Origin of the sequence: Streptomyces crystallinus (assembly GCF_039521265.1) — a bacterium.
GTDB lineage: Bacteria > Actinomycetota > Actinomycetes > Streptomycetales > Streptomycetaceae > Streptomyces > Streptomyces crystallinus.
On record NZ_BAAACA010000026.1, the window covers coordinates 93,735 to 119,213 of the forward strand.

Genomic DNA, 25,479 nt, shown 5'->3' on the forward strand with positions numbered 1-25,479 from the left:
GCAGCCAAAGCACGAGGTCCGGGGGCGGAGCCCCCGGGAAACGCGCCTCCACCCCCACCCACCCCCGGAGGGTTTCGGGAAGGGGCGGGGTGGGGCAAAACGGGGCCGGCGGCCCGCCCGTCGGGAGGCGTCGTGGCGCCCGGGGCGCTATCGTCGAGCAAGTTCACAACCCCCGGCCGCACTTGAAGGTGTCCCACGTGTCGGTTCTCGTCCTCGCTCTCGCCGTGGGCGCGGCCTGCTGTCTGGGCTTCGGGTTCGTGCTCCAGCAGAACGCCGCCCAGCACGCCCCGCTGAGCGACTTCCTCTCGCCGCGGCTGCTGCTGGACCTGGTACGGGTGCCCCGCTGGCTCGCCGGGATGGGGCTGATGGTCGCGGGCATGGTGCTCGGCGCGCTGGCGCTGGGCCAGGGCGAGGTCTCCCAGGTGGAGCCGCTCCTCGCCACCAACCTCTTCTTCGCCATGGCGCTCTCCCGCTGGCAGACCAAGCAGTCCCTGGGCCGCCAGGGCTGGGCGGGGATCACCCTGCTCGCGGGCGGCGTGACCGCCTTCATGGTGGCGGGCCGGCCCCGGGGCGGCGACGACGTCGCCGGACCGCTGCGGCACTGGCTGATCGTCGGCATCGTCGTCGGCATGGCACTCCTGCTCACCGTCTTCGCCAAGCGCTCCCGCCTCAGCGCCGGACCCACCCTCCTCGCGATCGCCGCCGGGTCGCTCTACGGCCTCCAGGACGCCCTCACCCGGGTCAGCGGCGAGCGCTTCAGGGCCGACGGCTTCGCCCACCTGCTGACCGGCTGGCAGCCGTACGGCGTGCTGGTGCTCGGTGTCACCGGGCTGATCCTGGTGCAGAGCGCCTTCGAGACCGCCCCACTGCGGATGTCTCTGCCCGCCCTCACCGCCGCCCAGCCGCTCGCCGGGATCGCCTGCGGGGTCGGCTTCCTGGGCGACCAGCTGCGTACCGACGCGTCGGCGCTCGCCTGGGAGGCGTGCGGGCTCGCCGCCATCGTCGCCGGGATCGTCCTCCTCGGTCTGCACCCGGCGATGCCCTCGGGCGCCGGGCCCAAGGAGAGCGTCCGCGACCTCCAGCCCCACTGAGCCCCCAGTCCCACCGAGCCCCAGCCCCACTCAGCCCGGACCGGGGCGCGGACCCGGTGGTTGGATGGGCCCATGAGCGCCTCTCCCCCTTCCCCCGCCGACGAGATCCTCGACATCGTCGACGAGCACGACCGTGTCGTCGGACAGGCCCCGCGCGGCGAGGCGTACGCCCAGGGGCTGCGCCACCGCTGTGTGTTCGTGCTGGCCCGGGACGCCGAGGACCGGATCTTCGTGCACCGGCGCACCCCGACCAAGCTGGTCTTCCCCTCGCTGTACGACATGTTCGTCGGCGGTGTCGTCGGCGCCGGCGAGAGCTATGACGAGGCCGCCCTGCGCGAGGCCGAGGAGGAGCTCGGGGTGTCCGGGCTGCCCCGGCCCGTACCGCTGTTCCGGTTCCTCTACGAGGGCGGGGCCGACGGGCGGCAGACGTGGTGGTCGGCCGTGTACGAGGTGCGCTGCACGCTGCCGGTGCGGCCGCAGGTGGAGGAGGTCGCCTGGCACGACTTCCTGCCCGAGGCCGAGGTGGAGCGGCGCCTGGACTCCTGGGAGTGGGTGCCGGACGGCCTCGACGCGTACCGCAGGCTGCGCGCGCACCGGGCCGGATGATCCGCGGCGGGTAGTGTGCAAAGGTGATCAGCATCGCGCAGACCCTGCGGCTGTGGTTCGCGCCCGAGCGCATCAGTACGGAGGGCAAGACTCCGGACTACCGGTTCTCGCTGGCCAACGAGCGGACGTTCCTGGCCTGGATCCGGACGTCGCTGGCCCTGGTCGGCGGCGGTTTCGCGGTCGACCAGTTCCTGCCGGACCTGCGCCGGGGCGTACGGGTCGGGCTCGCCCTGGCACTGCTGGCGGCCGGGGTGCTGTGCGCGCTGCGGGCCGTGAACCACTGGGTGCGGTGCGAGCGGGCGATGCGGCGCGGCGAGGACCTGCCCGTGTCGCGCTTCCCGACGCTGCTGAGCGTGGCGGTGGCGGTGGTCGCCCTCGCCATGGTGGTGGTCGTCGTCTTCGGCTGGGCCGGGTGACGGGCGCGGCCGACCGGGACCCCGGCCTCCAGCCCGAGCGGACCCGGCTCGCCTGGCGCCGCACCACGCTGTCCTGCACGGTGGCCGCGGTCCTCGCGGCCAAGCAGTCGCTGCACGGCGGCGCGACCGCCGTCGGTCTGGTCGCGGCGGCCCTGAGCGGGCTGGTGTGGCTGGGTTTCCTGGCCGTGGCCCACCGCCGCATCCAGAGCCTGACCCGCTCGGCCCGCCCGGGCGTGCTGCGGGCGCGCGAGGCGGGCGCGGCCGTCGCGTGCGTGGCGGCGCTGGCGCTGTTCGCCGTGGCGATGCTCCTCTGAGCGCCTGCCGTCGAACGGCCGGGCGCCGGGAGTCCGCCTAGCCTGGAGGCAAGCGATCTCCCGAGGTGAACGCCATGAGCGCAGGCCACGAAGAGCATCCCACCCTGCACCAGCACGTACACGGCCCCACCTGCGGGCACCGGGCCGTGCCGCACGGGGACCACACGGACTACGCCCACGACGGGCATCTGCACCGCGAGCACTCGGGCCACTGGGACGAGTGCGAGCCCGCCGGGCACGTCGCCCACGACGGGCACGCCCACGAGCACGGGGTCGGCTGCGGGCACCAGTCCGTGGCCCACGGCGACCATCTGGACTACGTCCACGACGGCCACCGGCACGCGGAGCACGAGGGCCACTGGGACGACCACTGAGGCTGGGCGCCAGAAGCGGGTACGGAACCAGCGGCGACATCTGGACGACATACCGACTGGTCGGTAGCGTGTCGGTGACACGTTCGCCGTTCCCGGAGGTATCCCGCCATGAGCACAGTCCCGCCAGGCCTCGACCCGGAGCGGCTGCGCGCCCACCTCGACCGTGTGCGGCCGGGGCTGGTGAACGGACCGCTCGGCGCCCGGCTCGTCGAGGGCGGCCGGTCCAACCTCACGTACATCGTGAGCGACGGCACCGGCCAGTGGGTGGTCCGCAGACCGCCGCTCGGCCATGTCCTGGCCACCGCGCACGACATGCGGCGCGAGCACCGGGTGATCAGCGCGCTGCACCCGACGTCGGTGCCGGTGCCCGAGCCGCTGCTGCTGTGCGAGGACGAGTCGGTGCTCGGGGCGCCGTTCTACGTCATGGAGTACGTGGCGGGGACCCCGTACCGCACGGCGGAGCAGCTGGCTCCGCTGGGTCCCGAGCGCACCCGGGCCGCGCTCCTCGGCCTGGTGGACACCCTGGTCGAGCTGCACTCGGTGGACCCGGAGGCGGTCGGCCTCGGGGACTTCGGGCGCCCGGAGGGCTTCCTCGACCGCCAGCTGCGCCGCTGGGGCAAGCAGCTCGACGCCTCCCGCAACCGGGAGCTGGCCGGGATCGAGGAGCTGCACGCGGCGCTCGGCCGCAGCCTGCCCGTCTCCCCCGCGCCCACCGTCATCCACGGCGACTACCGGCTCGACAACGTCCTCGTCGGGGACGACGACGAGATCAAGGCGGTCCTCGACTGGGAGATGTCCACCCTCGGCGACCCGCTGACCGACCTCGGGCTGCTGGTGATGTACAGCGCCCCGCTGGAGGTGCGCGACTCCCCCGTCTCCACCACCGCCGGGGCCGCCGGGCACCCCACCCCCGCCGAGCTGATCGAGCGGTACGCCGCGCGCTCGGGCCGCGACACCTCGGCCATCTCCTGGTACACGGCGTTCGCCTGGTTCAAGCTCGCCGTGATCCTGGAGGGCATCCACTACCGCTACACCCTGGGCCAGACCGTCGGCGCGGGCTTCGACCGCATCGGGGACCTGGTGCCCGTCTTCATCGACCACGGCCTCACCACCCTCCAGTCACCGCAGGAAGGCTGAACCCCCGCCATGGACTTCGCATTCGACGCACGCACGCAGGAGCTGCGCGCCAAGCTGCTCACCTTCATGGAGCAGTACGTCTACCCCGCCGAGACCACCGCGCACGAGCAGCGGCTGCTCCTGAAGTCGCCGTGGGACACGCCCGCCGTGGTGGAGGAGCTGAAGGCGGAGGCCCGCAGCCAGGGGCTGTGGAACCTGTTCCTGCCCGACGCCGAGCACGGGGCCGGCCTCACCAACCTCCAGTACGCGCCGCTCGCCGAGATCACCGGCCGCTCCCCGCACCTGGCGCCGACCGCCCTCAACTGCGCGGCGCCGGACACCGGGAACATGGAGGTGCTCGCCCAGTTCGGCTCGGACGAGCAGAAGAAGCGGTGGCTGGAGCCGCTGCTCGCCGGGGAGATCCGTTCGGCGTTCGCGATGACCGAGCCGGAGGTGGCCTCCTCGGACGCCACCAACATCGAGACCCGGATCGCCAAGGAGGGCGACGAGTACGTCGTCACGGGCCGCAAGTGGTACATCTCCGGGGCGATGAACCCCGACTGCAAGATCTTCATCGTGATGGGCAAGACCGACCCGGGCAACGAGGACGTCCGCCGCCAGCAGTCGATGGTGCTGGTGCCCCGCGACACCCCGGGCGTCGAGGTCAGGCGCGCGATGCAGGTGTACGGCTACGAGGACCACTCGCACGGGGGCCACGCCGAGGTCGTCTTCCACGGCGCGCGGGTGCCCGCGGCGAACCTGGTGGGCGAGGAGGGCGGCGGCTTCGCCATCGCCCAGGCGCGGCTGGGGCCGGGCCGGATCCACCACTGCATGCGGCTGATCGGCATGGCCGAGCGGGCCATCGAGCTGATGTGCCGGCGCGCCGCCTCCCGTACCGCGTTCGGCCGGCCGATCGCCCAGCAGGGCGTGGTGCAGGAGTGGATCGCGGACGCGCGCGTGGCGGTGGAGCAGCTGCGGCTGCTGGTCCTGAAGACCGCCTGGCTGATGGACACCGTGGGCAACCGCGGCGCCCACACCGAGATCCAGGCCATCAAGATCGCCACGCCCCGGACGGTGCTGGACATCATCGACCGGGCCGTCCAGGTGCACGGCGCGGGCGGGGTCAGCCAGGACTTCCCGCTGGCCGAGCTGTGGGCCGCGGCGCGGACCCTGCGGATCGCCGACGGGCCCGACGAGGTCCACCAGCGCTCGCTGGCCCGCCGCGAGTTGAAGCAGTACCTGTAGCTCCGGCTACGGGCGCAGCGCCCTCAGCAGCAGGTCGGCGAGGTGGTCGGCGACCTGCTGCGGGGTGAGCGGCCCGTCCGGCCGGTACCAGGTGGACAGGTGGTGGACCGAACCGAAGTGGTAGTCCACCACCAGGTCGGCCGGGGTGGCCGTGGAGAAGACCCCGGCCGCCTGGCCCTCCTCGATCAGCGCCCGGAACCGCTCGTGGTAGCGCCGCCGCTCGACCCGTACCTGCTTGTTCTTCTCGGGGCTGAGGTGGTGCATCGAGCGGAAGAAGATCGACGCGTCGTCGAGGTTCTCGATGGTGGTGACCACCACGTCGGCGGCCGCGTCGCGCAGCCGCCGCTCGACGGGCGCGTCCGCGTCCGCGAAGGCGTCGAGCCGCTCCTGCTGGAGGCGCAGCACGCGCGCGTAGACCTCTTGGAGCAGGTCCTCCTTGGAGCCGAAGTAGTGGTAGAGCGCCCCCTTGGTGACGCCCGCCGCCTCGACGATCTCCTGGACCGAGGTCCGGTCGTACCCGTTCTCGGCGAAGAGGCGGGTGGCGGCGGCCAGCAGCCTCTGGGGGACGGGGGTACCGCTCCCGTCCGTCGTCCTGGCCATGCCGTCGCCGCCTCTCTCCGTGTGGTCGCACCCGCGTTTTCACGCCGTTCTAGTGGCGGGAACGCAGTTCCCGCCTGAGGATCTTCCCACTCGCCGTCTTCGGAAGCTCCGCGAGCACCTCGACCTGCCGCGGATATTTGTACGCCGCCAGCCGCTCCGCGCAGTACGCGGAGAGCTCCTCGGGGGTGGCCTCGGCGCCGGGGCGCAGACTCACGTACGCCTTGACGTCCTCGCCCCGGTACGGGTCGGGGACGCCGACGACCGCCGCCTCGCGCACCGCGGGGTGGCCGTAGAGCACGTCCTCGACCTCGCGCGGCCACACCTTGAAGCCGGAGGCGTTGATCATGTCCTTCTTGCGGTCGACCACGTAGAGCCAGCCGTCCGGGTCCATGAACCCGATGTCGCCGGTGCGCAGTTCGCCGTCCGGGAAGGTCTCGGCGGTGGCCTCGGGGCGGCGCCAGTAGCCGGGCACCACCTGCGGGCCGCGCACCACGATCTCGCCCTGCCGGCCGAACGGCACCTCCGCCCCTTCCTCGTCGACGATCCGTACGACCGTCTCGGGGCCGGGCAGGCCGACCGAGAGCGTGCCCGAGACCGGGTCCACCGGTGCCTCCCGCTCGGGCGGCACCGAGGCGCAGGGCGCGGTGCACTCGGTCAGCCCGTAGCCGTTGCGCAGATACGGGCCGAAGGCGTCCCGGAACTTCGCCACCAGCGCGGGCGGGACCGGCGCACCGCCCGAGGAGATCACCCGGAAGGAGGCGAAGTGCTCCCGGGTGACACCGGGGGCCGCGGCGAGCGCCATGAAGGCGGTGGAGGGGCCCACCGTGTAGGCGGGCCGGTGCTCGACGAACGCGTCCCCCCCCACGCCCGGGTGGAAGCGGTAGGCCAGGATCAGGGTGCCCGCGTTGGCGGCGCAGACGGCGAGCTGGCAGACCATGCCGGTGATGTGGAAGAGCGGGGCCAGCGCGAAGTAGCCCGCGCCCTCGGGTATCGGGTGGCCGGTGCGCTGGCGCTCGGCGTTATAGGTGATGCCCCGGTGGGTGTTCATGGCGCCCTTGGGGGTGCCGCTGGTGCCCGAGGTGTAGCTGATCAGCGCCGTGGCGTCGGGGGCGGGTTCGCGTCCGCCCGGGGCGGGCAGCCCCCGCCGCGCGACGGCCAGCAGGTCGTCGGTGTCGGCCGGGCGCGGCACCCGCTCGAAGGCCAGCACGCGCGCGTCGTCGCGGCTCTGGAGGTCGAGCTCGCAGGCGGTGAGCGCGATCCGGACCGGCGAGGCGGCCGCGGTGTCCCGCAGATACGCCTCCCACGCCCGGTCGGAGCAGATCAGCGCGGCCGCCTCGCAGTCCCCGAGGACATGCCCGACCTCGGCCGACTTGTACATCGGGTTGAGCGGGACGACGGTCGCGCCCGCCTTCCAGGCGCCGAGCAGCGCTATCACGAAGTGCGGGGTGTTCTGGAGCATGATCGCGACCCGGTCGCCGGGCTGGAGGCCCCGGGCGGCGAGGTGGCCGGCCACGGAGTCGGAGAGCGCGTCGGTCTCGCGGTAGCTGAGCCGCCCGTCGAAGTAGGCGAGCGCGGTGCGGTCGGGGGCGCGCAGCACGGCCGCGCGGAAGGCGTGCACCACGCTGGCGGGCGGGCTGACGGGGGCCCGCTGGGCCTCGGTGAGCTGTCCGAGCCAGGGCCGGGCCGCGTAGAGGGAGGTCATGCGCCGCCCGCCTCCCACTTCTGCTGGAGGTGGTTCATGGAGGTGAGCCAGCGGTCCGGATCGCCGGCCCGCGCGCCGTAGAACCCGGCCACCTCCGGGTGCGGCAGCACCAGGAACCGCTCCTCGGCCATCGCGTCGAAGAGCGCGTCCGCGACGGCCGGGGCCTCGATCGCGGTCGGCGCCAGCACCAGGTCGCCCGCCGTGCCGGTGGCGGCCAGCATGTCGGTGCGCACGCCCTGCGGGCAGATCGCGTGGACCCGTACGCCCCGGTGGCGGTAGGTGAGCGAGAGCCACTCCGCGAAGGCGAGGGCGCCGTGCTTGGTCACGCTGTACGGGGCCGCGCCGATCATGGTGAGCAGCCCGGCCGCCGACACGGTCGACACGAACCGCCCGCCGCCGCGCTCCAGCCACTCGGGCAGCAGCTCACGGGCGGCCCGGACGTGGGCCATCACATTGACGTCCCAGGCGGCCGCCCAGACGTCCTCGGGGGCCGCCTCGGAGCCGCCGGAGCCCAGGCCCGCGTTGGCGCAGTAGACGTCGATACGGCCGCCCAGCGCCTCGCGGGCGAGCGGGACGACGCCCGAGGCGTCGCCGGGGACGGCGATCGCGCCGATCTCCTCGGCCGTCTTGCGGGCCTTGGCCTCGTCGAGGTCGTTGACGACGACGCGGGCGCCCTCCGCCGCGAATCTGCGCGCGAGCGCGGCGCCTATGCCGCCGCCCGCCCCGGTGACCACCACTGCCGCGCCCTGGACGTCCTGGACCGAACCCATTCGAGAATCCGCCTCTCCGCATGCCGACTGGTGAGCAGACTAACCAGTCGGTATGTACGGATGGAAGGGGCCGTCGCCAACCGTCCCGTGCGGCTCGTTCCCGCTCGCGCGGCGGAGCGCTAGCGTGCGTGGGCATGACACCGTGCGCGGCCGAGGCCCGGGAGGTCCACCGATGAGCCTGTCCAGACGGGGCCTGCTGGCGGGAACGGGGACGCTGGCGGCGGGCCCGGCCAGGGCCGCCCACCACCGCCCCCAGCGGGTGCGGACCGGCTTCGACCGGCTGGCCGCCGACGGCTACCGGGCGCTGGCCGGCCGCAAGGTCGGCATGGTCACCAACCCGACCGGGGTCACGGCGGACGTCCGGCACATCGTGGACGTCATGCACGCCGACCCGCGCGTGAACCTGGTCGCGGTCTTCGGCCCCGAGCACGGCTTCCGGGGCACCGCGCAGGCGGGCGGCTCCGAGGGCCGCCACGACGACCCGGCCACCGGGCTCCCCGTGTACGACACCTACGGCGTCAGCGGGCAGGCGCTGGCCGCCGTGTTCACCGCGTCCGGCGTCGACACGGTGGTCTTCGACATCCAGGACGTGGGCGCGCGCTTCTACACGTACATCTGGACGCTCTACGACTGCATGGCGGCGGCCGCGCTCTCCGGGAAGCGGTTCGTGGTGCTCGACCGGCCGAACCCGGTGACCGGGCGGGCGGCGAGCGGACCCGTGCTCGACAGGGCGTTCGCGACCTTCGTCGGGCGCGAGCCGATCGCGCAGGCGCACGGGATGACGGTGGGCGAGCTGGCCCGCCTCTTCGACGCCGAGTTCCTGGGCGGGCGGGTCCGGGTGGAGACGGTACGGATGGCCGGCTGGCGGCGCGGCGGCTTCTTCGACTCCACGGGGCTGCCCTGGGTCCCGCCCAGCCCCAACATGCCGACCCCGGACACGGCGCTGGTCTACGCGGGCACCTGCCTCTTCGAGGGCACCAACCTGTCCGAGGGGCGCGGCACCACGCGGCCCTTCGAGCTGCTCGGCGCCGAGGGGATCGACGCGCGGTGGGCGGCCGCGGCGGGCGCCCTGGACCTGCCCGGGGTGCGCCTCCGCGAGGCGTACTTCACCCCCACCTTCTCCAAGTTCCAGGGAAGGACCGTGGGCGGCGTCCAGCTCCACGTCCACGACCGCGAGTCGTACGACGCGGTGCGCACCGGCATCGCGCTCCTCGTGACGGCGAAGAAGGTGTGGAGCGGCTTCGCCTGGCGGCCGGACCACTGGATCGACAAGCTCACCGGGTCGGCGGCCGTGCGCACCCTGATCGACGCGGGCGCGGACACCGACGAGGTGGTGGGCGCCTGGCAGAGCGGCCTTGCGGCCTTCCGGGCGACCCGGGCGCGGTATCTGCTCTACCGGTGAGCGCCCGGGGGAAAACCCCCGGCCGGGACGGTGGTTGGCGGGATGGGCCCGGGGCCCGCCCGGCCGGGAGGCTGGGGCCATGCATCTGTTCCACGACACCCACCACCGCCTGCGCCAGTCCTTACTGCTCCTGCTCGGCCTCACGCTCGGCGTGTTCACGGCGGCCGCCCCTGGCGCCAGGGCAGCCGAACCGCACTCCCCGGAACGGCAGTTGGCCCGCTCGGCCCAGCCCCTCGACGACCTGCGGCCGCTGGGCCGTATGGTCGGCTCGGCGGACATCGTGGGCCTGGGCGAGGCGACGCACAACTCGCACGAGTTCTTCGCGACCAAGCGGCGTGTGTTCCAGTACCTCGTCGAGAACAAGGGCTTCACCACCTTCGCCCTGGAGACGGCCTGGTCCTCGGGGATGCGCGTCAACGCCTATGTGCTGCGCGGCGAGGGCGACCCCGAGCGGATCGTGCGCGAGGAGTTCCAGAGCTCGTACGCGATGTGGGAGACCCACGAGTACCTGGACCTGATCCGCTGGATGCGCGCCTACAACCTGCACCACGTCCGCAAGGTGCAGTTCATGGGCGACGACATGGGATACGCGGGCCCGGAGCTCTTCGACGAGGTGGGCGCGTACACCGCGAAGCACTACCCCGCGCTGCTGCCCCGGCTCACCGCCCTCTACCGGGGCGCCCGGCCCACCGCGGGTGTCGGTGCCACCATGGAGGCCATGCTCAAGCGGCCGCTCGCCGAGCGCAGGCGGCAGGCCGACGAGCTGCGCCAGGCCTACGACCTGCTGCGCGGGCAGCGCCCCGGCCCGGACCGGAGCGAGCACGCCTGGATCCTCCAGTACGCGCGCACCCTCGCGCAGACCGGCGCCATGTGGTCCTTCGACTTCTTCGACCCGGACCAGCTCAAGGAGTCCCGGCGCTACCGGGACCGGGTGATGGCCGAGAACACGGTGTGGTGGCAGCGGCAGACCGGCCACAAGGTGCTGCTCTCCGCGCACAACGGCCATGTGGCGTACGCGCCGACGCTGAGCGCCGAGTACCCCAAGGCCCAGGGGGCCTATATCCGGGACGCGGTCGGGGCCGCGTACATGAACATCGGGTTCACCTTCGGGCAGGGCTCGTTCAACGCCATGGACCTGAACGACCCGGCCGAGCCGATCCGCGAGTTCACCGTCGGGCCGCTGGGGCCGGGCAGCAACGAGGAGGTCCTGGAGCGGGTCTCGCCGCGCGACTACTACCTCGATCTGCGCCGGGTCGCACGGCCCGCGAAGGACTGGCTGGGCGTGTTCCGGCCGACGCGGTCCATCGGCAACTCCTGGCCCCAGGACGACGAACAGGTCCGGCTCGGACCCTCGTTCGACGTACTGGTGCACCTCCACCGCGTGACGGCGGCACACCGGCTCTGACCTCCACCGATCGCGTCCGTTCCGAGACGTCCCGGATATGGTCAGCCCTCCGGTCCGGCGGGACGATATGAGGCCTCAGTCCCCCTCATCGTCAGCGAACGGACCGGAGGGCCAGGTCATGACGGACATCGGAGTCGAGCCGTATCGGGAGATCACCTTCGACGCGGACGGCGACGCCGCCCCGGCGGAGCGCAGGGCCCTCGCGGAGCTGGACGTCACCGATCTGGTGATGTTCTCGCACGGCTGGAACAACACGCCCTCGGTGGCGACGGCCCTGTACCGCCGCTTCTTCGCGCCCTTCCCCGGCCTGCTGGCCGAGGCGGGCGCGGCGGCGTCCGGGGTGCGCCTCGGGTACGCCGGCATCGTCTGGCCCTCCATCCGCTTCGCCGACGAGAACATCCCCGACTTCCCGCACGCCGCCCTGGCCACGGAGCCGTGCGCGGGCCTGGACCCGGCGACCGTGGCGGCGCTGAAGCGGGCCTTCCCCGGGCACGAGGTGACCGTCGACGCGCTGGCCCATCTGCTCGCCGAACGGCCGGACGCGGAGGAGGCTTTCCGCCAGTTCGGCCTCCTCACCCGCGCCCTGGTCGCGGACGACGCGGAATCGACTGGCTTCGCGGCCGACACGGTGGACGACGGGGCGGCCGGCGCGGCCCTGCTGACCGACGACACCCTCGGCCTGTGCCGGGACTTCACGCTCGCCCTCTCGGACACCGGTATGCCGGTCGAGCCGGGCCCGCCCGGCCCCTCCTTCTCGCTCGGCCGCTCGCTCAAGCACCTGTGGGACGGCGCCAAGGAGGTGCTGCGCCAGACCACGTACTACGAGATGAAGCGCCGGTCCGGCAAGGTCGGCCAGCTCGGGCTCGGGCCGCTGCTCGGTGAGCTCGCCCGGGCCAGACCGGCGATGCGGATCCACCTGGTGGGGCACAGCCAGGGCGGGCGCCTGGTCGCGTTCGCGCTGAAGGGGCTGCCGGACGGGGTCCGCAACGTCAAGTCGGTGACCCTGCTCGAAGGAGCCTTCTCGCACTACGCGTTCGCCGAGCAGCTGCCGTCCGGGCTGCGCGGCACGGGCGCGCTCGCGGCGCTGCACCGCCGGGTCGACGGCCCGGTGGTCTCCTGCTACTCCCGCTTCGACACCGCCCTCGGCGTGATCTACCCCCTGGCGTCCAAACTCGCCGGTGACTACGAGGGGGCGCTGGAGCTCGACCGCCGCTGGTGGGCCATCGGCCACGACGGCATCCAGGCGGTGGCCCCCTGCACCCAGCTCACCCTGGCGGAGGTGCTGCGCGACGGGGTCCCGGACTCGGGCTGCGTGAGCGTGAACGCGGAGTCGGTGGTCAGAGCGGGCGGCCCCCCATCGGGCGCCCACTCCGACATCTGCCACCCGGAACTGGCGAGGGTGGTGCTGGCGGCGGGCCGCATCGGCTGTGTATAGCCGATGCGGGTTGCGCATACCGACCCGCGGCCGAACGACAACTCACCGATGCGAAGCGAACTCCACGACCTGCTGATACGTGGGCCGGTTCTGCCAGTTGATCGCGTTCTGGCTGATCCCGCCCAGCGGCCGCTGGACAATGGAGTCGGCACACCACTGATCCCCGGCGGCGCACCCCGCGTCACCGGGATACACCTGCGCGGGCGTCTTCGCCGCGGCCTGCTTCAGCGTGGCGAGCAGCACGTCCCGGCACGCGGCCAGCTTCCCGTCGCCACAGTACGTACGGGCCAGCGGCCCCTGTACGGCCTCCCCCAGCACCGCCCGCAGATCCTTGTCCGCATAGCTCCACCAGCCGCTCTGGAAGGCGGACCCGGCGTGCGCCCCGGTCGGGCCGTGCCCGGCCGACGGCGCCTCGTCGACCGACTGGACCGACGTGAGCGCCGCGTACAGCCCGTCCCCGAGCCCCGGCCGGAACTCGGCCTCGACCATCAGCGGCCACCAGGCGTCCATCAGCCGCACGGCCTCGGGGTGGGTGTAGGTGCGCGAGCCCTGAGCCGTCTCCCTGCGCTGGCTCCCGTCCGCCTTCCACGACTCCAGCTGCTGGACGGCGGTGGCGAGTTGCGGGTCGGTGACGGGCGCGCTGCGGATGACCTTCAGGAGCTCGGGCAGCACGTCCTCGCCGCGCAGATCGGTGACGGCGGCCTGCGCCATGGCCCGGGTGAGCGCGGAGCGGGTCACCCCGCCCTGCGCGACCAGCGCCTTGACCCGGTCGTCGAGCAGGTTGCCCCGGTGCACCGAGCCGTTGCCGAACCCGGCGGAGGTGTACTCCTTGGCCTGCTTGTTGTTCCAGGAGATGTAGTAGTCCTGCCCGACCGACTGCGGGTGCTGGGCGGGCGGGGTGTACGCGGCGGTGTTGTACGCCGGGTCGAAGCCCTGCCACTCATGGGCCCGGTCGGCCGCGATCGGCAGCGACGGGTCGACGGCGGGGTTGCGGACCGGGTTCTTGCCGCTGTTGTAGTACGCGGCGGTGCGCGAGTCCGCGTAGAACCAGTTGAAGGCGTAGTCGACGTGCTGGGCGGCCTGCTGGAAGGTGGCCGCGTCCTTCACGTACGTCGGGTCGTTGAACATCTGGAAGCCGATGATCGAGTCGGCGTCGTGGCGGTAGGTCGAGCGCAGTGAGGTGTACGCGACCTGCTTGCCGCCGACCTTGGCGCGGGCGGTGACGATGCCGTAGTTGGTGCGCCAGACCTGCATCCGGTAGGAGCCGGCGGCCGTGTTGTCGGCGGTGGTCGGCTTCCAGGCGTTCTTCTTCTCCAGCTTCTCCATCGGGGTGCACACGCCCCGGTAGAGGTAGTGGCTGTCGTCCTGGCAGAGTTCGACGGCGTAGGTGTCGGTGATGTCCTGTCCGGCGGAGGTGGCCGACCAGGCGTAGTCCTGGCCCCGGCCGAGCTGGACGTACATGCCCACACCGGCGAAGGAGGCGCCGCGGGCGCTGATGCCCGGGCCCTGGATCTCCTGGAGCATCAGCAGCTGCGGCGCGAAGTAGCCGGTCTGCGGCCCGAAGACGGCCACCGGGTTGCCGCTCGCGGTGCGGCTGCCGGAGACGAGCAGCGCGTTGGACATCCCGCGCGGCCTGCCGAGGTCGATGCCGGGCAGGGCGCCGTTGTCGAAGATCCCCTTGAGCGGCTTGAGCCGCTCCGGGACGCGCACGTCCGCCTTGGCCTTGGTGACGGCCGAGCCGGTGCGGTCGTAGACGAGCTGCTCCGGGACGACCGTGCCGGGGTCGGGCATCGCGGTGCCCTGCGGGTCGGCGGGCCTGGTGGCGTACGGGAAGCTGGTGCCGTCGTGGACGGTGAGGACGGCCTCGGGGTCGTTGCGCTCGCGGAAGGACTCCCAGACCTTGGTGCCCTCGGCGACTCCGTACTTGGCCTGCGCGGCCTGGAGCGAGAGCGCGGCCTGCACCTCGCCGCCCCCGCCCCCGCCGAACAGCCCGCCGACGACGGAGGCGAGCGCGATCAGGTCGGTGACCTTGAACGGCTGGATCTCGCCGATGTTGGTGATGGCGTCGATCTTGCCGGTGAGGACGTACTCACCGGGGAAGTACCGGCCGTCCTTGGACTGCTTGGCGTAGGCGTTGATGCCGTCGACGTACGCCTGGGCGTCGGCCATCGCCTGTTCGCCGCGCGGGCCGTTGGTGGTGCGGATCCGGTCGACCTGGGACTGGAGGTCGGCCTCGGTGTACGGGGCCTGCGGCCAGAACTCCTGCTCCAGGCCCTGGTTGGCGAGCGCGCCGCCCGCGAACGAGGTGAGCTCGCCGCGCCCGATGTGGCGGAACAGGTCCATCAGCCAGAGCCGGTCCTGGCCGGCCGCGTAGCCCGCGCCGTACTCGGTCCCGTACCTGGTCGTGCCCTTGATGTGCGGGACGCCGGTCGCCTTGTCCCGGGTGATGGTGACGTCCGGGCGCGGTGAGCTGGTGGAGGCCGCCTGGCCGCTGGGCACCCCGAACGAGGCGTCGTTGAAGAAGGAGTTGAGCTTGTCGTCGGTGAGCGAGGACTGCCCGGCGACGAGCGCGTCGTACTTGCCGAGCTGGTCGTCGCTGTGCGCGGGATGGGTGCCGAAGGCCTTGTTGCCCAGGATCTCGACGAGGGTGGCGTTGCCGTTCTCGCCGGGCGGCAGGATGTCGCCGCACTGCCCGAGGCAGTAGTCGCCGCCCGGCGGTTCGGCGGCGGCGTCGGCCTGGCTGAGGGGGGCGAGCAGGGCCGCCGAGAGGGCGATCACGGTGGCGGCGGTGGCGGTTCTGAGCCGTGCGGTGGGTCGTCGCATGCGTGCTCCTAGTGAGGACCGATGCGGCGGAGGTTACTGAGGGGTACCGCCGGAGGGAAGATGAACACACGTCACCTTTCCCGAACGTGCGTGACCTTCCCGGAATCGTCACAGGGCGGAGCCGAGGGGCGCTCGACGCACTCCGGGGGGCGTGCGACGGATTCCGGTCAGCGCCGCCTGATGGGGCCCATCGGATTTTCGATGGAGCCGGATCGGGTAGCCGTACGTCCATTCCTCGACGCCGAGCATTCACCGAAGTAGTGAGCGACGGAGGTGGCAGGGCCATGGCTGGTTTCCGCAGCCTTGCGAGACAGGTGCGCGATCCCGGGAACGATCTCGCACTGCGCCGGTATTCACTGCGCAAGTGCCTTGAGCGGTTCGCCCCTTATGGACACCGGGCGACCTGGGACCATCTGTGTGTCAGGCACCGCATCGCGCCCGAGGACCGGGCGCCCGATCCGGCGCGGCTGGTGGCCGCGCTCGACGAGCTGGAGGCGGCGCGGGCCGTCTGGCTCGGATACGAAGCGGAGTTCGCGGCCCGCAGGAAGCGTGAGAAGCACGCCGGCCTGCGGATCCCCGGCTCCTTCGACGACTGGCACCGGCGCACCTGGGGCGGTTTCGGGGTGGCGTGGTGCGACGACCCGTCGGTGCATCCGACGCAGCCGCTGGCCGAGGTGCTCGGCCGGATCATCGCCGCGCTGCGCACGGGGCCCGGCGCGGGCTGCCCGGTCTGCGCCGGGCAGCGGCTGGTGTGGCAGCGGGACCTGGACCACGACCCGTGGTGCGGCCCGGTCTGCACCGGGTGCGGAATCCTGGTGCCGCAGCCGGTGCTGACGGCCGAGGCGCTGGTGCGCTCCAAGGTGGTCAGGCGCCGCGAGCTGGCATCGGTGGCATGAGACACGCGGGGGCGGCACGCGGCCGGGGGCGGCCCCGTGCCGCCCCCGCGCTGTCGCGCCGCCGGCGTCCGTCGCGTACGGCCGGCAGCTCCCGTACGACCTCGTACGGCTAACAGGTCTCGCACGAGGCGGCGTCCGGCGCGGGCCGCCGCTGCTTCTTGCGCTCGGGCAGCAGCCGCGAGCCGGTGAGGCGCTCGCCGGAGATGTCGTCCGGGTTGGACAGGACACAGGTCTCCAGCGACAGACAGCCGCAGCCGATGCAGTCCGTCAGATGGTTGCGCAGCCGGTTCAGCTGCTTGATGCGCTCGTCGAGTTCGGAGCGCCAGGTCTCGGAGAGCCGCGCCCAGTCCTCACGGGTGGGGGTGCGCTCCTCGGGGAGTGCGGCCAGCGCGTCGCGGATGGTGGCGAGCGGGATGCCGACGCGCTGGGCGGCCCGGACGAAGGCGACCCGGCGCAGTACGTCACGGCTGTAGCGGCGCTGGTTGCCCGAGGTGCGGCGGCTGCTGATCAGACCCTTGGACTCGTAGAAGTGCAGGGCGGACACGGCGGCCCCGCTGCGGGCGGACAGCTGGCCGACCGTGAGCTCATGGACCTTCTCTGGAATCTGCGGCACCCCCGCAACCCTACTGCGCGGCCGCGATCACCGTTGACAGCGGGCACCGACCCCAGCATGCTGAGCAAGCGCTTGGACAGGGGCGGCGCGAAGCAGTCGAACGCATGCGAGAGAGGCAGGAACCGGGCATGGCAGAGCCGAGGATCTTCACCTCCGCCGACGAGCTGAAGGCCGGAGTGGGCGAGCCGCTCGGGTACAGCGACTGGCTGGAGGTCGACCAGGGGCGCATCGACCTGTTCGCCGACGCCACCGGGGACCACCAGTGGATCCATGTGGACCCGGCGCGGGCCGCGGCGGGCCCCTTCGGGACCACCATCGCGCACGGCTATCTGACGCTCTCGCTGCTGCCCGCGCTCGTACCGCAGGTGCTGCGCGTCGAGGGCATGAAGATGGGCATCAACTACGGCACCGAGAAGGTCCGTTTCCCCGCCCCGGTCCCGGTCGGCTCACGGCTGCGCGCCACGGCGGTCCTCACGGACGTGGTGGAGGCGGGGGGCGGGGTGCAGGTGACCGCGAAGGTGACGGTGGAGCGGGAGGGCGGCGAGAAGCCGGTGTGCGTGGCGGAGTCGGTGTCGCGGTACTTCTTCTGAGGGCGGTGCTCTTCTGCGGGCCGGTGGCGGCCCGGTCGCGCCCACGCGGCGGAGCCGCACATCGACGCGGCCCCGCGCCCCTGTAGGTGCGGTCACTCCCGACTAACCGCCCTGCGCCCCCACCATCCGCAACACCAGATCCGCGTACAGCTCGCCCACCTCGTCCGGAGTGCGGCGGCCCTGGGCGTTGAACCAGCGGGCCACGTCGATGCAGAGCGACAGCACCGCGAGCGTGGTGCCGGGCACGTCCGGTACGTCGAACTCGCCCGCCGCCACACCGTCGTTGAGGATGCGCCGCACGGCCGCGTCGCTGCGGCGGCGCAGCCCCACGATCTCGGTGCGGTGCTCCTCGCCGAGCGCGTCGAGCTCGTACTGGACCACGCGCGCGGTCATGTGGTGCCCGGCGTGCCATCGGACGAACGAGCGCACGGCGCCGGCGAGCCGCTCGGCGGCGGTGCCCCGGGCGTCCGCCGCCGTCTCCAGGATCTCCAGGGCCTTGTCGTGGCCGATCCGGCTGATCCGGTGGAGCAGCTCTTCCTTGGTCTTGTAGTGGATGTAGAGCGCGGCCGGGCTCATCCCGGCGCGGCCCGCGATGTCACGGGTCGTCGTGGCGTGGTAGCCGCGCTCCGCGAAGGCCTCCACGGCGGCGACGAGCAGCCGCCGGGCGGCCTCGGGCGTGACCTCGCCCCACGGCCGGTCCTCGCCGCCCACCATCTCGTCCGCCGCACTCATCGCCCGCCCTTTCGTTCCTTCGGACGAACACCATACCCCGAGGGTGAGCAAGCGCTTAGCTCCGCGCTACAGCTTCTGGAACGGGTCGTGCTCGGCGAGCAGCTTCTCCAGACGGGCCTGGTCGACCCGGGAGACGATCTGCCCGGCCTCCTGGCGGTCGCGCACCACCTTGGCGAGCGTGAAGGCGGAGGTGACGAGGTAGAGGACGGCGATCCCGAGGAAGGCCCGCACCCAGGCGTCGGCCTGGAGCCGGGTGATGCCGACGGCCGTGGCCGTGATGGCGACGGCGAAGGACGCGACGGCCTGTCCGTAGTACGCGGCCGTGTTCTGCTGTTTGACCGGTGTCTCACTCATGGGCCCAGCATGCGGCGGGTGTGGCCGGGGCCACATCCGCTCACGTACTCAGGACGTACTCAAAGTCAGGCTCTCAGAACGCCGAGACGCCGGTCTCCGCCCGGCCGATGATGAGCTTCTGGATCTGGCTGGTGCCCTCGTAGAGCGTCATCACGCGCGCGTCGCGCACCAGCTTGCCGACCGGGTACTCGTCGATGTAGCCGTAGCCGCCGTACACCTGGAGGGCGTTGTTGGCCGCGCGCACGGCGGCCTCGGAGGCGAACAGCTTGGCCTTGGAGGCGGCGGTGGCGAACTCCTCGCCCCGGTCGATGAGATCGGCGACCCGCCAGGTCAGCAGCCGGGCCGCGTCCAGGTCCACCGAGATGTCGCTGATCAGCTCCTGGACCAGCTGGTAGTGGGCGATGGACCGGCCGAACTGCTCGCGCTGCCCGGCGTACGCGACCGCCGCGTCCAGCGCCGCCCGGGCGATGCCGACACAGCCGGCCGCCACCGACATCCGCCCCTTGGCCAGCGCCGACATGGCGATCGAGAAGCCCTTGCCCTCCGGCCCGAGCAGCGCGTGCGCGGGCAGCCGTACGTCCTGGAGGACCACCTCCGCGGTCGCCTGGCCGCGCAGACCGAGCTTGCCGTGGATGGGGCGGCGGCTCAGGCCCGGGGTGTCGGTCGGCACCAGGAAGGCGGAGACGCCGCGGTGGCCGGGGGCGTCGCCGGTGCGGGCGAAGAGCAGCACCACATCGGCCCAGGTGCCGTTGGTGATGAACATCTTGGAGCCGTTGACCAGATAGCCGTCGCCGTCCGGCACCGCCCGGGTCGCCAGGTTCCCGGCGTCCGAGCCGGTGCCGGGCTCGGTCAGCCCGAAGCAGCCCAGCGCCTCTCCCGAGGTGAGCCGGGGCAGCCAGGACCGCTTCTGCTCCTCGCTCCCCCAGTGCGCGATCGTCTTGGCGACCAGGCCGAGCGAGACGGAGACGATGCCGCGCACCGAGGAGTCGCCGCGCCCGAGCTCCTCGGTGACCAGGCAGTACGCGAGGTGGTCGCCGCCCGAGCCGCCGTACTCCTCGGGGATGGTGAGCCCGAGGAACCCGAGCGCGCCCAGCTTCTTCACGATGCCCCGGTCGACGCTCTCGGCGCGGTCCCAGGCGGCGGCGTACGGGACGACCTCGCGGGCGACGAAGTCCTCGGCGAGCCGCCGCACCGCGGCCTGCTCCTCGCTCAGCTCCAGGTTCATCTCGCTCGCACCCCAGGTAGTCCGCTCGGGCGGCGCCCGGCCGCCATTTAATTACCACTGCTAGTTTTCTCTGCGCAGGCCTACTATGTGCCGCATGGCCCGACCGCGCAAGCCCCTCCTCAGCCACGACCGGATCGTCGCGGCGGCGAGCGCGCTCGTGGACGCCGAAGGGCTGGCGGCCGTCTCCACCCGCCGCCTCGCCGCCGAGCTGGGCGTGAGCGGGCCCTCCCTCTACAACCACTTCCGCACCAAGGACGAGATCCTGGAGGCGGTGGCGGACGCGACCTCGGCGCAGGTCGACCTGTCGATGTTCGAGGCGGGCGACGGCCGGGGCTGGCGCGCCGCGCTGCACGACTGGGCCGTCGCCTACCGCGCGGTCCTCACCGGCCACCCCAACATCGTCCCGGTGCTCGCCCGGGGCCCGGGCCGGCGCCCCGCGGGGCTGCGGCTCGCGGACGCGGTCTTCGGCGGGATGGTCGCGGCGGGCTGGCCGCCCGCGCAGGCCACCCGGATCGGCGCGCTGATGCGGTACTTCGTCATGGGCTCGGCGCTCGGCTCCTTCGCCCGCGGCTTCGTGGACGACGAGACGGCGTACGACCCGGCCGACTACCCCCATCTCGGCCAGGCCCATCTGCTTGCCGAGCGCCAGGAGGAGATCGACGAGGGTGCCTTCCAGACCGGGCTGCGCGCGCTCCTGGACGGGCTCCAGGCGCAGTACGACGCCCTCCCCGAGCGGGCCCGCCGGTCAGCCGCCCACGGTTCGACCCCGGCCAAACGGTGACAGCGGCATCCTGGAGGCATGACCACTACAACGGGATCGGGACTCGCCGCGTTCGCCGCGCTGCTCGCCGACGAGACCCGGGCAACCTTCTGCCTGGCGCTGCTGGACGGGCGCGCCTGGACCTCGGGCGAGCTGGCGCGGTACGCGAAGGTCGCCCCCTCCACCGCCAGTGAGCACCTGGGCAAGCTGGTGGCGGGCGGGCTGCTCTCCGAGGAGCGGCAGGGGCGGCACCGCTATGTGCGCCTCGCCGACGCCGGGGCCGCCCACCTCGTCGAGGAGCTGGCGGCCCGGACCGCGCCCGCCCCGCCGCGCACCCTGCGGGCCGCGTCGGCGGGCAGCGCGATGGCCCGCGGCCGCACCTGCTACGACCACCTCGCCGGGCGCCTGGGCATCGCCGTCACCGACGCGATGACGCTACGGGGGCTGCTCACCCAGGACGCCGGGTTCGCGCTGACCCGCGAAGGGGTGCGCTGGTACCGGGAGTTGGGGCTCGCCCTCGACCACCGGGGCAGGCGCCCGCTGGTGCGTTCGTGCCTGGACTGGACCGAGCGCCGCCCCCATCTGGCGGGGGTGGCCGGGGCCGTCCTGTGCGCGCACGCGCTGGACGCCGAGTGGTGCGTACGGATCGGCTCCGAGCGGGCGGTCCGGGTGACACCGGCGGGCGAGGAGGCCCTGTCCGAGCTGCTCGGCATCGAGAAGGCGAGCCTGCGGTGAGCGGGCGGCGGGGCCGCCGGCGGATAATTCGGTGAGCGCCGAACAGTCGCGGCCGTACCGTCGGCACATGACGAACTCCTCGCACACCGGGCGCGGCTCCGAAGGACTCGCCCTCGCCGCCGCCGCGGTCTCCGTGGTGCTGTGGGCCTCGGCCTTCGTGTCGATCCGCAGCGCCGGCGACGCCTACTCCCCCGGGGCGCTGGCCCTCGGCCGGCTGCTCTCGGGCACCGTCGTGCTCGGCGTGTTCCTCGCCGTGCGGCGCGAGGGGCTGCCGCCGCGCGCCGCCTGGCGCGGCATAGCCCTGTCCGGACTGCTGTGGTTCGGCCTCTACATGGTGGTGCTCAACTGGGGCGAGCAGCAGGTCGACGCGGGGACGGCGGCGATGGTCGTCAACATCGGGCCGATCCTGATCGCCCTGCTCGGCGCCCGCTTCCTCGGCGAGCGGCTGCCGCCCCGGCTGGTGGCGGGCATGGGCGTCTCGTTCGCGGGCGCGGTGGCGGTCGGCCTGTCGATGTCGGGCGAGGGCGGCGCCAATGTGCTCGGGGTGGCGCTGTGCCTGCTGGCGGCGGTGACGTACGCGGGCGGGGTCGTGGCGCAGAAGCCCGCGCTCGCCCACGCCAGCGCGCTCCAGGTCACCTTCTTCGGCTGTCTGGTGGGGGCCGTGGCCTGTCTCCCCTTCAGCGGGCAGCTGGTCGCGGACGCGGCCGACGCGCCGGCCCCGGCCACCGTGAACATGGTCTACCTCGGCGTCTTCCCGACCGCGCTCGCCTTCACGACCTGGGCGTATGCCCTGGCCCGTACGACGGCTGGCCGGATGGGCGCGACCACCTATGTGGTGCCCGCGCTGGTGGTGCTGATGTCCTGGCTGGTCCTGGACGAGGTCCCGGCGTGGCTCACCCTGGTGGGCGGCGCGCTGTGCCTGGCGGGCGTGGGCGTCTCCCGCTCCCGCCCCCGGCGCCGTACGGACCGTACGGAACCGGTGGGCGAGGGCGTCGCGGTGGCGGCGGAGCCGGAGGTCGCGGGCGGGACCCGCTGACGCTTCCCGCTAGAAGACCACCAGTCCCGCTAGAAGACCACCAGGGCCCGGCCGCCCTTGCCCGCGAGCATGTTGTCGAACGCGGCCGGGATCCCGTCCAGAGCGATCCGCTCCGAGACCATCGCGCCCAGGTCCAGACGCCCGGCCCGGACGTGCTCGGCGAGCACCGGCAGGTCGCGTGCCGGGTCGGTGTTGCCGTACACGCAGCCGGAGAGCGTACGGCCCCAGTGGAAGATCTCCAGCGCGTTGAAGGAGACCTGCTCCTCCTTGCCGCCGATGCCGACGACCGTGGTGCGGCCGCCGCGCCGGGTGGACTCCCAGGCGGTACGGATCGTCACCGCGCGCCCGACGCACTCCACGGCCACGTCCACGCCCTGGCCGCCGGTCAGCCGGCGGATGTCCTTGGCGGTCGTCTCGGAGGCGACGACGAAGTCGGTGGCGCCCGCCCGCCGGGCCAGCTCCTCCTTGGCCGGGGAGACGTCGACCGCCACGATCCGCGCGGCGCCCGCGATCCGGGCCGACTGGAGGGTGGCCAGACCCACCCCGCCGGCGCCGAACACCGCGACCGTCTCGCCCTCGCGCACCTTGGCCGAGTGGTGGACGGCGCCGTAGCCGGTGAGGACCGCGCAGCCGAGCAGGGCGGCCTCGGTGAGCGGGATGCCCTCGGGCAGCGGCAGCAGGCAGTTCTGCGCCACCACCGTCTCCTCGGCGAAGGCGGCGACGTTGAGGCCGGGGTGCAGCTCGGTCCCGGCGGCCGTGCGCGCGTACACCGCCCCCACCCCCGTCAGCGCGTTCGCGCAGAGCCAGACCTCGCCCAGCGAGCAGGGGTGGCAGTCGCCGCACGAGGGCGCCCAGTTGAGGACCACGCCGTCACCCGGCGCCACCGAGGTGACCCCTTCGCCGACGGACACCACCGTGCCCGCGCCCTCGTGGCCGAGGACGGCCGGGACGGGCACGCGCATGGTGCCGTTGGTGAGCGACAGGTCGGAGTGGCAGACCCCGGCGGCGGCGAGGCGGACCCGCACCTGGCCGGGGCCGGGCTCGGGGAGTTCTATCTCGGTGACCTCCAGCGGGGAGCCGATGGAGGGAAGGACGGCGGCGCGGACCACGTTGCTGCTCCCGGGTTCGGAGAGGGGCGGAGGGGAAGGGGCGTCGGAGCCGCTTCAGAACGGCGTCAGAACGGCTTCAGAACTGGAGGGACTTGGTCTGGAGGTACTCGGTCAGGCCGTGCGGGCCGAGCTCGCGGCCGACGCCGGACTGCTTGTAGCCGCCGAACGGGGCCAGCGGGTTGAACCGGCCGCCGTTGATGTCGACCTGACCGGTGTCCATCCGCCGGGCGAAGGCGACCGCCTCCGCCTCGTCCCCGGCCCAGACCGCGCCCGCCAGCCCGTACACCGTGCCGTTGGCGATCCGCAGGGCGTCGTCCTCGTCCTCGTAGCGGATGAGCGAGACGACCGGGCCGAAGATCTCCTCCTGGGCGATGGCCATGCCCGGCTCCACGTCGGCGAAGACGGTCGGCGCCACGTAGTACCCCTGCTCCAGCGGGGCCTCGACGCCGCCCGCCACCAGCCGGGCCCCCTCCTCCACGCCCTGGGTGATGTAGCCGCGCACCCGCTCGCGCTGCCTGGCGTTCACCAGCGGACCCACGCGCTCACCCGCCGGGTACTTGGCGACGGCCGCCTTCGCGAGCTCCACCGCCTCCTCGTACCGGTCGGTGTGGACCAGCATCCGGGTCCAGGCGCTGCACGTCTGGCCCGCGTTGTTCATCACGTTGGCGACGCCGACGGCGACCGCCTTGGCGAGGTCGGCGGAGGGCAGGATGACGTTGGCGGACTTGCCGCCCAGCTCCAGCGCGACGCGCTTGACGGCCCCGCCCGCGGCGGCGCCGATCTGCCGGCCCACGGCCGTGGAGCCGGTGAAGGAGACCAGGTCGATGCCCTCGTGGGCGGCGAGCGCCTGGCCCGCGACCGGGCCGAGGCCGGTGACCAGGTTGAACACGCCGGCGGGCAGCCCGGCCTCGTGCACCGCCTCGGCGAAGAGCCGCGCGGTGAGCGGGGTGTCCTCGGCGGGCTTGAGCACGACCGTGCAGCCCGCCGCGAGCGCGGGAGCGACCTTGGCGACGATCTGGTGCAGCGGGTAGTTCCAGGGCGTGATCGCGCCGACCACGCCGACCGGCTCGTGGAAGACGGTGGAGTTGCCGATCCTCTCCTCGAAGCCGTACGTGGCGGCGAGTTCGGCGTACGAGCCGGCCACCGCGATCGGCAGGCCGACGTGCACCTGCTGGGCGAACTGCTCGGGCGCCCCGAGTTCGGCGGTGACGGTCGCGGCGATCTCGTCCTTGCGGGCGGCGAGCCGGTCCCGCAGGGCGGCGATCAGCGCGGCGCGCCCGGCGGGCGGGGTCGCGGCCCAGCCGGGCAGCGCGGCGCGGGCCGCGCGCACGGCCGCGTCGACGTCCTCGGCGGTGCCCGCCGGGACGTGCGCGATGACCTGCTCGTCCGCCGGGTTCACCACGGCGATCGTGTCGCCGCCCGCGGCGGGCGTCCACCGGCCGCCTATGTACATCCCGTCGTGGGCGTTCATCGCACTCCTCCTGAGCCTGGGGGTCGGGGACCCAAACTAGCGCCGGTAGTTTTCCGGCACCAGGGGCCGCCCGGCCAGTCCCGCCCCAGGAGGAGGCTATGCGGTCCGTCCGGGGCCCCGGACGGCGGTCAGATGGGCGAAGACCACGACGTTGCTCTCATAGCCCTTCTTGCGGTCGAACTTGCCGCCGCAGGTGATCAGCCGCAGCTCCGGCCGGTTCCTCGGGCCGTACACCTCCTGGTCGGGGAAGCTCGCCTTGTCGTACTTGCGCACCGCGTCCACGGTGTAGACCGCGGTCCGGCCGTCGGCGCGCCGGGCCTCCACGAGCCTGCCGGGCTTCAGCATCCCGAGGTTGGCGAAGACGGCCGCGCCGGTGCGGGTGTCGCGGTGGCCCACCGCGACGGCGGTGCCGCTCTCGCCCGGGCTGGGCCCGCTCTGGTACCAGCCCACCAGCTTGGGGTCGTCGACCGGCGGGGTGGCCAGATGGTGGCCCGGGTCGAGCCCGAGGCCGACGACCGGCGCCTTCAGGCTGAAGTATGGGATGGCGAGGCCGGTCGCCCGGGACGGCGGCAGCGGCCGGGGCGTCCGGGCGGGCGCCGGATGTCCGGCGGGCCTGCCGCGCCCGGCCGGGGCCGGCGCCCGTGCGTCCGGCGGGTCGG

26 protein-coding genes are annotated in these 25,479 nt (G+C 73.2%); 15 read left to right on the plus strand and 11 right to left on the minus strand.

The genetic code is table 11. The annotated features are described in order from the left end of the window. Nucleotides 1-197: 197 nt before the first annotated feature. From ABD236_RS21015 to ABD236_RS21045, 7 genes are all read left to right on the plus strand, one after another. Complete coding sequence (locus ABD236_RS21015; RefSeq protein ID WP_344075386.1) at nucleotides 198-1,091, plus strand: DMT family transporter; 894 nt, start codon at nucleotides 198-200, stop codon at nucleotides 1,089-1,091. 72 nt (nucleotides 1,092-1,163) lie between these two features. Further along, entirely contained in the window at nucleotides 1,164-1,697 is a 534-nt protein-coding gene (locus ABD236_RS21020) for an NUDIX hydrolase (RefSeq protein WP_344075388.1), read from the plus strand. Between the two features lie 23 nt (nucleotides 1,698-1,720). Next, nucleotides 1,721-2,113: a YidH family protein gene (locus tag ABD236_RS21025; protein ID WP_344075390.1), complete on the plus strand. Its 393-nt coding sequence runs from the start codon at nucleotides 1,721-1,723 to the stop codon at nucleotides 2,111-2,113. Beyond that, nucleotides 2,110-2,427 (plus strand): DUF202 domain-containing protein, encoded by a 318-nt coding sequence (locus ABD236_RS21030; protein WP_344075392.1) that lies wholly within the window; start codon nucleotides 2,110-2,112, stop codon nucleotides 2,425-2,427. The genes ABD236_RS21025 and ABD236_RS21030 overlap by 4 nt, the downstream gene beginning before the upstream one ends. Before the next feature lie 74 nt (nucleotides 2,428-2,501). Next, nucleotides 2,502-2,801 carry a hypothetical protein gene (locus tag ABD236_RS21035; RefSeq protein WP_344075394.1) on the plus strand — a complete coding sequence of 100 codons (300 nt, stop codon included), beginning with the start codon at nucleotides 2,502-2,504 and terminating at the stop codon, nucleotides 2,799-2,801. A 108-nt stretch (nucleotides 2,802-2,909) separates the two neighbouring features. Continuing rightward, nucleotides 2,910-3,938 (plus strand): phosphotransferase family protein, encoded by a 1,029-nt coding sequence (locus tag ABD236_RS21040; RefSeq protein ID WP_344075396.1) that lies wholly within the window; start codon nucleotides 2,910-2,912, stop codon nucleotides 3,936-3,938. A 9-nt stretch (nucleotides 3,939-3,947) separates the two neighbouring features. Further along, nucleotides 3,948-5,162, plus strand: coding sequence for an acyl-CoA dehydrogenase family protein (locus ABD236_RS21045; RefSeq protein WP_344075398.1), 1,215 nt, complete (start codon nucleotides 3,948-3,950; stop codon nucleotides 5,160-5,162). A 6-nt stretch (nucleotides 5,163-5,168) separates the two neighbouring features. On the opposite strand, the gene ABD236_RS21050 is transcribed toward ABD236_RS21045, so the two are convergent. From ABD236_RS21050 to ABD236_RS21060, 3 genes are read right to left on the minus strand one after another with little or no spacing between them, the layout of a single operon-like run. Beyond that, entirely contained in the window at nucleotides 5,169-5,762 is a 594-nt protein-coding gene (locus ABD236_RS21050) for a TetR/AcrR family transcriptional regulator (protein WP_190089697.1), read from the minus strand. A gap of 49 nt (nucleotides 5,763-5,811) precedes the next feature. Then, nucleotides 5,812-7,464, minus strand: a complete 1,653-nt coding sequence (locus tag ABD236_RS21055) for a class I adenylate-forming enzyme family protein (protein ID WP_344075403.1) — start codon at nucleotides 7,462-7,464, stop codon at nucleotides 5,812-5,814. Next, on the minus strand, nucleotides 7,461-8,234 hold the full coding sequence (locus ABD236_RS21060; protein WP_344075405.1) for an SDR family oxidoreductase: 774 nt from the start codon (nucleotides 8,232-8,234) through the stop codon (nucleotides 7,461-7,463). The genes ABD236_RS21055 and ABD236_RS21060 overlap by 4 nt, the downstream gene beginning before the upstream one ends. 172 nt (nucleotides 8,235-8,406) lie before the next feature. On the opposite strand from ABD236_RS21060, the gene ABD236_RS21065 reads away from it, so the two are divergent. The 3 genes from ABD236_RS21065 to ABD236_RS21075 all read left to right on the plus strand — a co-directional run bounded on the left by ABD236_RS21065 (nucleotide 8,407) and on the right by ABD236_RS21075 (nucleotide 12,476). Continuing rightward, nucleotides 8,407-9,636, plus strand: coding sequence for an exo-beta-N-acetylmuramidase NamZ family protein (locus ABD236_RS21065; protein ID WP_344075407.1), 1,230 nt, complete (start codon nucleotides 8,407-8,409; stop codon nucleotides 9,634-9,636). A gap of 79 nt (nucleotides 9,637-9,715) precedes the next feature. After that, nucleotides 9,716-11,041, plus strand: a complete 1,326-nt coding sequence (locus ABD236_RS21070) for an erythromycin esterase family protein (protein ID WP_344075409.1) — start codon at nucleotides 9,716-9,718, stop codon at nucleotides 11,039-11,041. A 118-nt stretch (nucleotides 11,042-11,159) separates the two neighbouring features. Beyond that, nucleotides 11,160-12,476, plus strand: a complete 1,317-nt coding sequence (locus ABD236_RS21075; protein WP_344075411.1) for a lipase family protein — start codon at nucleotides 11,160-11,162, stop codon at nucleotides 12,474-12,476. A gap of 42 nt (nucleotides 12,477-12,518) precedes the next feature. Here the strand turns inward: ABD236_RS21075 and ABD236_RS21080 are convergent, their stop codons facing one another. Next, nucleotides 12,519-15,299 carry a penicillin acylase family protein gene (locus tag ABD236_RS21080; protein WP_344075413.1) on the minus strand — a complete coding sequence of 927 codons (2,781 nt, stop codon included), beginning with the start codon at nucleotides 15,297-15,299 and terminating at the stop codon, nucleotides 12,519-12,521. Nucleotides 15,300-15,583: 284 nt separating this feature from the next. Between ABD236_RS21080 and ABD236_RS21085 the strand changes: the two genes are divergently transcribed. After that, complete coding sequence (locus tag ABD236_RS21085; protein WP_344075416.1) at nucleotides 15,584-16,195, plus strand: hypothetical protein; 612 nt, start codon at nucleotides 15,584-15,586, stop codon at nucleotides 16,193-16,195. Nucleotides 16,196-16,304: 109 nt separating this feature from the next. Here ABD236_RS21085 and soxR read toward each other — a convergent pair whose 3' ends face one another. Then, a complete protein-coding gene (gene soxR, locus ABD236_RS21090) occupies nucleotides 16,305-16,808 on the minus strand; it encodes a redox-sensitive transcriptional activator SoxR (protein WP_344075418.1) in 504 nt (167 codons plus the stop codon). Nucleotides 16,809-16,936: 128 nt separating this feature from the next. Between soxR and ABD236_RS21095 the strand changes: the two genes are divergently transcribed. Then, nucleotides 16,937-17,398 carry a MaoC family dehydratase gene (locus ABD236_RS21095; RefSeq protein WP_344075420.1) on the plus strand — a complete coding sequence of 154 codons (462 nt, stop codon included), beginning with the start codon at nucleotides 16,937-16,939 and terminating at the stop codon, nucleotides 17,396-17,398. A 102-nt stretch (nucleotides 17,399-17,500) separates the two neighbouring features. Here the strand turns inward: ABD236_RS21095 and ABD236_RS21100 are convergent, their stop codons facing one another. The 3 genes from ABD236_RS21100 to ABD236_RS21110 all read right to left on the minus strand — a co-directional run bounded on the left by ABD236_RS21100 (nucleotide 17,501) and on the right by ABD236_RS21110 (nucleotide 19,709). Then, nucleotides 17,501-18,130 (minus strand): TetR/AcrR family transcriptional regulator, encoded by a 630-nt coding sequence (locus ABD236_RS21100; protein WP_344075423.1) that lies wholly within the window; start codon nucleotides 18,128-18,130, stop codon nucleotides 17,501-17,503. Nucleotides 18,131-18,196: 66 nt separating this feature from the next. Continuing rightward, nucleotides 18,197-18,484 carry a YiaA/YiaB family inner membrane protein gene (locus ABD236_RS21105; protein WP_344075425.1) on the minus strand — a complete coding sequence of 96 codons (288 nt, stop codon included), beginning with the start codon at nucleotides 18,482-18,484 and terminating at the stop codon, nucleotides 18,197-18,199. A 73-nt stretch (nucleotides 18,485-18,557) separates the two neighbouring features. After that, nucleotides 18,558-19,709 (minus strand): acyl-CoA dehydrogenase family protein, encoded by a 1,152-nt coding sequence (locus tag ABD236_RS21110; protein ID WP_344075427.1) that lies wholly within the window; start codon nucleotides 19,707-19,709, stop codon nucleotides 18,558-18,560. A 94-nt stretch (nucleotides 19,710-19,803) separates the two neighbouring features. Between ABD236_RS21110 and ABD236_RS21115 the strand changes: the two genes are divergently transcribed. The 3 genes from ABD236_RS21115 to ABD236_RS21125 all read left to right on the plus strand — a co-directional run bounded on the left by ABD236_RS21115 (nucleotide 19,804) and on the right by ABD236_RS21125 (nucleotide 22,240). Beyond that, entirely contained in the window at nucleotides 19,804-20,490 is a 687-nt protein-coding gene (locus tag ABD236_RS21115; RefSeq protein WP_344075430.1) for a TetR/AcrR family transcriptional regulator, read from the plus strand. An 18-nt stretch (nucleotides 20,491-20,508) separates the two neighbouring features. Next, on the plus strand, nucleotides 20,509-21,204 hold the full coding sequence (locus ABD236_RS21120; RefSeq protein ID WP_344075432.1) for an ArsR/SmtB family transcription factor: 696 nt from the start codon (nucleotides 20,509-20,511) through the stop codon (nucleotides 21,202-21,204). A gap of 67 nt (nucleotides 21,205-21,271) precedes the next feature. Continuing rightward, nucleotides 21,272-22,240, plus strand: coding sequence for a DMT family transporter (locus tag ABD236_RS21125; RefSeq protein ID WP_344075434.1), 969 nt, complete (start codon nucleotides 21,272-21,274; stop codon nucleotides 22,238-22,240). Nucleotides 22,241-22,269: 29 nt separating this feature from the next. On the opposite strand, the gene ABD236_RS21130 is transcribed toward ABD236_RS21125, so the two are convergent. The 3 genes from ABD236_RS21130 to ABD236_RS21140 all read right to left on the minus strand — a co-directional run. Next, nucleotides 22,270-23,349, minus strand: coding sequence for a Zn-dependent alcohol dehydrogenase (locus ABD236_RS21130; protein WP_344075436.1), 1,080 nt, complete (start codon nucleotides 23,347-23,349; stop codon nucleotides 22,270-22,272). 76 nt (nucleotides 23,350-23,425) lie between these two features. Then, nucleotides 23,426-24,820 carry an aldehyde dehydrogenase family protein gene (locus ABD236_RS21135; RefSeq protein WP_344075438.1) on the minus strand — a complete coding sequence of 465 codons (1,395 nt, stop codon included), beginning with the start codon at nucleotides 24,818-24,820 and terminating at the stop codon, nucleotides 23,426-23,428. A gap of 96 nt (nucleotides 24,821-24,916) precedes the next feature. Then, nucleotides 24,917-25,479: class F sortase (locus ABD236_RS21140; protein ID WP_344075440.1), on the minus strand; the 563-nt coding region annotated here is incomplete at its 5' end.